This is a genomic window from Anaerostipes sp. AF04-45, assembly GCF_003461725.1.
Classification (GTDB): Bacteria; Bacillota; Clostridia; order Lachnospirales; family Lachnospiraceae; genus Anaerostipes; species Anaerostipes caccae.
Genome location: NZ_QTXQ01000012.1, coordinates 57,873 through 65,576, shown reverse-complemented (window position 1 = coordinate 65,576; position 7,704 = coordinate 57,873). Strand labels below are relative to the sequence as shown.

At 42.5% G+C, this 7,704-nt stretch carries 4 protein-coding genes; 3 read left to right on the top strand and 1 reads right to left on the bottom strand.

Features of this window, described 5'->3' with window-relative positions:
- Positions 1-433: 433 nt before the first annotated feature.
- Positions 434-1,882, bottom strand: a complete 1,449-nt coding sequence (locus DWV34_RS15035; protein ID WP_118476593.1) for a GntR family transcriptional regulator — start codon at positions 1,880-1,882, stop codon at positions 434-436.
- A 165-nt stretch (positions 1,883-2,047) separates the two neighbouring features.
- On the opposite strand from DWV34_RS15035, the gene DWV34_RS15030 reads away from it, so the two are divergent.
- The 3 genes from DWV34_RS15030 to DWV34_RS15020 are packed head-to-tail and all read left to right on the top strand — an operon-like array spanning position 2,048 to position 7,663.
- Positions 2,048-2,989 carry a sensor domain-containing diguanylate cyclase gene (locus tag DWV34_RS15030; RefSeq protein ID WP_006567127.1) on the top strand — a complete coding sequence of 314 codons (942 nt, stop codon included), beginning with the start codon at positions 2,048-2,050 and terminating at the stop codon, positions 2,987-2,989.
- Positions 2,962-5,349 (top strand): sensor domain-containing diguanylate cyclase, encoded by a 2,388-nt coding sequence (locus DWV34_RS15025; protein WP_118476592.1) that lies wholly within the window; start codon positions 2,962-2,964, stop codon positions 5,347-5,349. Before DWV34_RS15030 ends, DWV34_RS15025 begins: the two co-directional genes overlap by 28 nt.
- Entirely contained in the window at positions 5,264-7,663 is a 2,400-nt protein-coding gene (locus tag DWV34_RS15020) for a response regulator (RefSeq protein WP_118476591.1), read from the top strand. The genes DWV34_RS15025 and DWV34_RS15020 overlap by 86 nt, the downstream gene beginning before the upstream one ends.
- The last annotated feature ends 41 nt before the right edge of the window (positions 7,664-7,704 follow it).

Genomic DNA, 7,704 nt, shown 5'->3' with positions numbered 1-7,704 from the left:
TAATTATAAAATTGAATAATTGAAAATTTAGAATTGAGCAGGACTGTATGAATGAATTTACTTCCTGTGCATTTGTGTTTGGTTTGATATTGTTAAATAAATAAAAACGATCGGCTAAAAATATGAGGAATAGAATTAGGAAGACAGAATTTAAATCTTAGATAGGAGAGTAATAAAAAGCAGGGAATATGCAGAGTATGAGATCAGCAGGCCGGTGAATCACGGGAATCCGTATGGATGAGAATGACCGGCACTTTTGCAGGATCCGGGGAAGATGGTTCAGCCGCAGAAGGTGAAAAAACCGGAGAAAATATTGTGCCTGAAGTTTGATCTTATGGCGGAAAGAAAAAAGATAGAAGCACCGCAGCATCGGCAGGAAAAAAGAGAGCGGCACATTATCTCTGAAACTGCCTTCCTCTCTCTGTATATATAGTTAAAATCCGGTGATTTTTTCGACACCTTCCACGCCAATTTCCAAAAGAAGCTGTTTTGAGGAAGCAAAATTATTCTGAAAAAGACTTTGGAATGCGCGGGCGAGCTGTTCGTAGTCTGAATGGGCGCAGCTTTTTCGAATAGACGCAGAAATCTTAGTCCATCCGGTAACTGGTTCAGCACCTGTTTCTTCCAGGCGAAGGATACTTCCTTTTAACAGCAGGAGCGTAAGCTTTTTGTAAATTTCCTGCACAGCCGCAAAGGGACAGTACCTGATTACAGACTGCAGCCCGATGCTGACCGCATGTACCAAAGATTTTTTTTCATCGGGTATGGATGCAGCCGCAAAAAGTTCCTTCAGCATTTTACGCGGGACATGTGGGAGAGATACAAGCATAACCGGAACGCTGATGATCGCCAGAATTTGCAGAGCTTCTAAAAAGTTTCTCATATTGTCATCCAAAGTCAAGTCCTTCAGTTTATATGGAATATCTGGTCCGCCCCGGGAAATAACAAAAGTACCCACCCCGTTGACTGTTTCTGTGACGCCCAGCTTATTAAGAAGAGCAATCGTTCGCCGGACAGTAATCCCGGAAATATGATAAATATCTGCTAAAGTATGACTGTTAGGAAGCCGTGTGCCGACAGGATAGACATCTTGATTGATTCTGCAGATCATATCAATCGCAACGACATCACAGTAGCGGGTACGCCCTTTGCGGGGCTCCCAGCTGAAAAATTCCTGCGCTTTGGAATCCGCATCGCACTCTGTGTTTCTGAGATAATCTTTGATGGCATCAAAAAATGTGCCGCATAATTTCTCCAGTTTTTCTTGAAGAACAAACGAAGTGTCCTGATGTTGATTTCGGATACAGTCTGCATATTCTGAGGCAATATGCTGCAGGAAGGAATCCGCTTTTTCTTTTCCGTATTTTAAATATAAGATATCCAGAAATGCACTCCCAGAAAAAGAACTGATGTCATAATAAAGGCTGAGTACAGTTTGATTGCCCAGCAAATGCAGAGAACGTTCAAACTGCTGGTAAAGACCGCGTCCGGCATGCTGTCCCTGTGCAATTTTTTTTAACCAGAGAGAAGAGGATGCTTTTTTAAAATGCTGAATATTATAAGTGCAGAGTGCCGGAGAGATCAGCTCAAGACTGTGGCATAAATCCAGCACTGATTTTATACGCCGTTTAAAAACATTACTTTCAAGATAATTTTCATAGGGTTTCTTTAAAACTGCAGTGGCACTTCCGCGGTAAAGTTTTATCTGTCCATCCTTTTCAAGCAGTTTGAGTGCTCTCTGTGCAGGACAATAAGAGACATGGAAACGATCAGCAATCTCTTTAACAGAAGGGAACCGCTCTCCATTATCGTAAAAACCCATCTGTATTTTACCTGAAAGATTGCGGTAAATGGTCTGTTCCTGACTGTGGTAATTAGACATACTTTGATTCCTTTCTCGATGGTCTGGTTCGTGAAAATTATGCTGTCATTATAATATCACAAATCATATTGGATAGGATGATATTTCACCTGGATGAGACAATATATGATATAATATGAACAAGGTAAGTGCATGGGTATTATTTGAAATAAGGGGGAGACAAAGATGACACACAGAGAAAAGATCGGTTGTATGGCAGCAGATGGGTCCCCTATAGATTTGTCAGAAGCAATGATTTTCGAATGGGATATAGAACAAGACAGGATAACATGTACGCAGAGCAATGGAGTAGAAGTTTGTATCAGAGATGTGTGTTTTGACACAGACCAGGCTGACAGCACATTTCTTCGGATCCATCCGGAAGATATTCCGGCACTGGCTGAGTTCAGGAACCGGGTAAGACAGGGGAATCTATACTCTATGTCAGAATTCCGGTGGAAAGATTCTGAGGAAAGGTATACCTGGTGCAGAATCTATGCGATTATCCGCTATGACGGACAGAAAAAGCCTGTCAAGGCAGTTGGAAGTGTCTGGAATATTCAGAAGGAGAAACAAAGAATACAGAAATTGCGGTATCGGGCAGAAAAAGATGCTCTGACAGGGGTATATAACCGGGAAGAGACAGAGAAGAGGATAAAGCGTTATCTTGAGATGCACTCAGACAATCAGTGTGCTCTGTTTATGATTGATACAGATAACTTTAAACAGATCAATGATACAAAAGGACATATGCTGGGAGATGTGGTACTCACAGAAATGGCTTCGGGAATGAAAAAGCTCATGAGGGAAAGCGATATTGTGGGCAGGATCGGAGGAGATGAGTTCGCCATATTCATGAAGAATATTCCTTCATCACAGGCGGCTGAAAAAAGAGCGGGAGAGCTGTCGGAAATGTTCGCCCATTTGTTTGAAGATGAAAAACAGGAAGTCCAGGTGACCTGCAGTATTGGGATAGCCCTTTCACGGAGAATGGAAAGGATTTTAATTCCTTATACCGGTGTGCGGACCATGCTCTTTATCAGGCAAAAAAGCAGGGAAAAAGCAGATACGTACTGTATAACAAAGAGAAATCTTTCTGTGTGGATGAAGCAGAATATTCTTTTTTAGGCACGGCGATAGATTCGGAGAAGGAATTTTCAGACGGACCGGATAATCTGGCGCGCTATGTATTCCGAATTCTATATGATATGGAAGATATCGATGAGGCTGTTCAGATGATTCTTGAAATTGTAGGAAAGCAGTTTGATGTGAGTCGTGCATATGTTTTTGAAAGCAGTGAGGACGGAGAGTGCTGTTCCAATACATATGAGTGGTGCAATAACGGTATAGTTCCTGTAAAAGAAAAACTGCAGAATCTTGCGTACAGTCAGTTTGGAGATTACCAAAACCTGTTTAAAGACAATTCGGTTTTCTATTGCCGGGATATTCGTACATTGACACGGGAGCAGACAGAAATATTTGAGGCACAGGGCATAAGTTCAACTCTTCAGTGTGCCTTTTGGAATGAAAATAACCTGAGCGGATTCCTTGGATTCGATGAGTGCACGGGTGTCCGCCTGTGGACAAAAGATGAAGTAAATGCCCTGTCGCTGATCTCACAGATTTTGGCTACGTTTTTGCAAAAGAAAAAGATTTTAGAACGGAATAAGAAGATAGAACAAGAACTGCAGTTTGTCCGGGAGGCGGGATTCCCTGTTCGCTGCGATGATAATGACTGCCATATTGCAGCGGAGAAAAGTATTGTAGATTGTATCCATTGTCTTACTTCTTCTGGATATCTGGAAGATTCTATTGAATATGTATTGGAGATCATCAGAGAGTATTATCAGTCGGACCGCGTCTATATTATGGAAATAGAAGAAGAGCGCGGCATTGCCCGCAATACATATGAAATTTGTGCTAAGGGTGTGGAACCTCAGATAACATTTCTGCAGAATATTCCTATCGAGGCGGCAGTATTCTGGCTTAAAGGATTTGAAACCAGGGATTATATAAGAATAGAGAACATTGAAAATCTGGGAGAGGACCGGAGTCTGGAATACGAAATATTAAAAGAACAGGGGATTCAGAGTCTTCTTGCTGTCCCTCTGTATGTTAAAGGGATGATAAAAGGATTTCTGGGGATCGATGATGCCAAAAGATATAAGAATAACATTCGTTATCTGAGAGAACTCTCCTATTTCCTTGAAAATGAAATAGCAAAAAACGCTTTGAAAAGCAAACTGGAACAGATGAGCTATCAGGACTCTATGACCGGTCTGGAAAACCGGAACAGTTATACACAATACTGCGGAGACTTTTTGGAAGGCAGACCGGTCCCGGCAGGGGTTATCTTTATGGATATCAATGGGCTTAAGATCATGAATGATAAGAAGGGTCATATGTATGGGGATATTCTGATCGGATATATCGCAAACAAAATGAAACAGTTTTTTCCGGAGGGCAGGAAATTCCGCCTCAGCGGAGATGAGTTTCTGATCGTGACAGAAAGGATTGAATACAGTAAATTCAGAACAATGCTCAGTGCCATGGAAAAAAGCCTGTCTGAAGACGGCCGGTGTATTGTTTCAGTTGGAACATCGTGGAGCGATGTACAGGAAGACCTGCCGGAACTGGTGAATAAAGCAGAACGGCTCATGACCATTAATAAACATGATTATTACAGAGAAAATAAGAATATTGCCGCAGAGAAAGTACCATTATTAAGAGAACTTTTGGGATCGATTGTAAAGAAAGAGTTTTTAGTATATCTGCAGCTTAAGCTGCATGTAAAAACAGGACAGATAGACAGTGCTGAAGTATTAGTACGGTACAGAGAAAAAGACGGGTCTATCGTATCACCGTTTAAATTTGTTCCACTGCTGGAAAGTGAGAGACTGATTTCCTATATCGATTTTTTTGTCATGGAAGAAGCGTGCAGACTGCTTACAAAGTGGAAAAACACCAGCCTGTCTGATATGAAACTTGCACTAAATTTTTCTGGAATTACATTATTTGACGACCATTTTTTTGAAAACTTCTGTAAGATTTTCGGGAAATACGATTTAAAACCGGACCAGCTTGAACTGGAGATCACAGAGACTCAGGAGACATTGAACAAAAAACAGATGGCCTACCTTCTTAAGCAGCTGAAGAATTATGGTTTTTGTATTGCTTTAGATGACTTTGGAGTAGAATACTCTTCCTATATACAAAAATATCAAAAGTCAGACAAAGGAGATATTTTGGTAAAACATATTATTCAAATGAGTCATGCGATCGGAATTCAGTGCTGCGCAGAAGGGGTGGAGACAGAGGAACACTTTGCTATAATCAGGATATATAATATGAACAAGGTGGGGTTTGAGCAAGAAAGAGACCGGCTTATTGAAGGAGAGGGTTATGACAGATCGGAAAATAGAGCTGCCGTCAGAAGGAGGCAGTGTGGAGCAGAACAGGCGTCAGGAAAAGAAAGCAGAATACTTTAAATGGATGCTGGATGAGTATGTGGGGAATATTTATATCTCAGATATTGATTCCTATGAGCTTCTGTATCTCAATAAGACTTCCTGTGATACCTTATGCCTTCCGAAAGAACAGCTGATAGGAAGAAAATGTTATGAAGTGATTCAGGGAAGGACATCTCCCTGTCCTTTCTGCAATAATGACTGTCTCACGGAGGATGAATTCTATGAATGGGAATTCTACAATCCGGTTTTGAAACGTTCGTTTCTGATCAAAAACCGTATTATTGACTGGGAAGGGCATAAGGCACGGATTGAACTGTCTAATGATAATCTGAGTCCGGAATATAAACTGGAGAAAAGAGACAGGGAAAGAGAAGCCATTATACGGACAATACCCGGCGGATTTGCCCGGGTGGATGCCGAGGATTTAAGAACGGTTATCTGGTATGGCGGAGGGTTTCTGCAGATGATCGGCTATACTGAGGAACAGTTTGAAAATGAACTTCAGTCTAAATGCGACTATGTGCATCCGGATGACATAGAACGCACGGTGGAGATCATGGAAAAATCCAGAGAGACCGGTGAAGATACAGCGGCAGAGGGGCGTATTGTAACCCGGGACGGAAAGATTAAAATCCTCACAATGACCTTCAGTTATGTCAGCGCGAAAGACAGCTGGGACGGGAAAGATTCTTTCTACAGCATTGGGATTGATATTACAAAGGAGAGAGAAGAGCAGGAACGGCAAAAAACGGCACTGCAGGACGCATATCAGGCAGCGAGAGTAGCAAATGCAGCCAAGACAAACTTTCTTTCTTCTATGTCTCATGATATACGGACACCGATGAATGCCATTATGGGCATGGCGGCCATCGCACAGGCAAATCTGGAATGTCCGGACAAGATACAGGACTGCCTGAATAAGATCAACACTTCAAGCAGGCATCTGCTCAGTCTCATCAATGAAGTTTTGGATATGTCTAAAATTGAGAGCGGAAAGATAAATATTTCGTTAGAGCAGATCAGTCTGCCCGACATGATTGGGGCAGTTATGGATATGTGCCTGCCGTTAATTAATGGAAAGCATCAGCAGTTTCAGATGAGTATCGGACATATAAACCATGAACATGTGATTGCGGACGGTGACCGTCTCCGCCAGGTCCTGATGAACCTGATTTCGAATGCTGTAAAATATACGCCGGAAGGCGGAACGATTACGCTGCGTATCAATGAGCAGTATTCACCGAATCCAAAGAAAAGTCAGTATGAATTTATTTGTATTGACACAGGAATTGGAATATCAGAAGAATTTCTGCCGCACATTTTTGAGCCTTTTTCAAGGGCAGAGGATTCCAGAATCAGTAAAATTCAGGGCACAGGCCTGGGAATGGCAATTACAGAGAATATCGTCCGTATGATGAATGGGACGATCGGTGTGGAGAGCAAGATTGGTACAGGAAGTAAGTTTACGGTATCTGTCCCGCTTGAAATCTGCGGCGAAGAAGAGGTATGCACAGAAGAACTATCCGGCCGGCCGGTACTGGTAGTGGATGATGACCGGATGACATGCGAGAGCGCTGCTGCACTTTTAGTTGAATTAGGCATGCGGGGAGAATGGGTGCTGTCCGGGAAAGAGGCGGTCAGCAGAGTTGTAGAGGCACATAACGCGGCGGAGGACTTCTTTGCAGTGATACTGGACTGGAAAATGCCGGAGATGGACGGGCTGGAGGTCACAAAAGCGATACGGGAAAATTTAGGCGGGCATGTGCCGATTATTGTGATATCTGCTTATGATTATTCCGAAATTGAAGAACAGTTTTTAGAGGCGGGCGCCGACGCATTTATAACGAAACCTCTGTTTAAGTCGAAGATTCTTCAGGTACTTCAATTGTTTGTCTCTGTGGACAAAGAAGACGATACAGGAGACAATGAGGAGGAAAAACAGACAGGAATAGAAGGGAAGAGGGTGCTTCTGGTTGAGGACAATGATATTAACAGAGAAATTGTCATAGAACTCCTGGAAATGAATCATGTGCATGTAGACTCAGCCGGAAACGGACAGCTCGGTAAAGAAGCTTTTGAGGCATCTGCACCGGGTGATTACAGTGCTATTCTAATGGATATTCAAATGCCGGTTATGAACGGGTATGATGCAACAGCTGCCATACGAAGCATGGAGAGAGACGATGCCCGCAAAATCCCGATCATAGCGTTGACGGCAAATGCGTTCACTGCTGATGCGGCAATGGGCTATAGTGCAGGGATGAATGATTACCTTGCAAAACCTGTAGATATTGAGCGCTTATTAGACGTGCTGCAAAAGTGGATTGATTAGGATTCGGGTCAGAACTTCGTATTGAATTTATTTTTAAACAT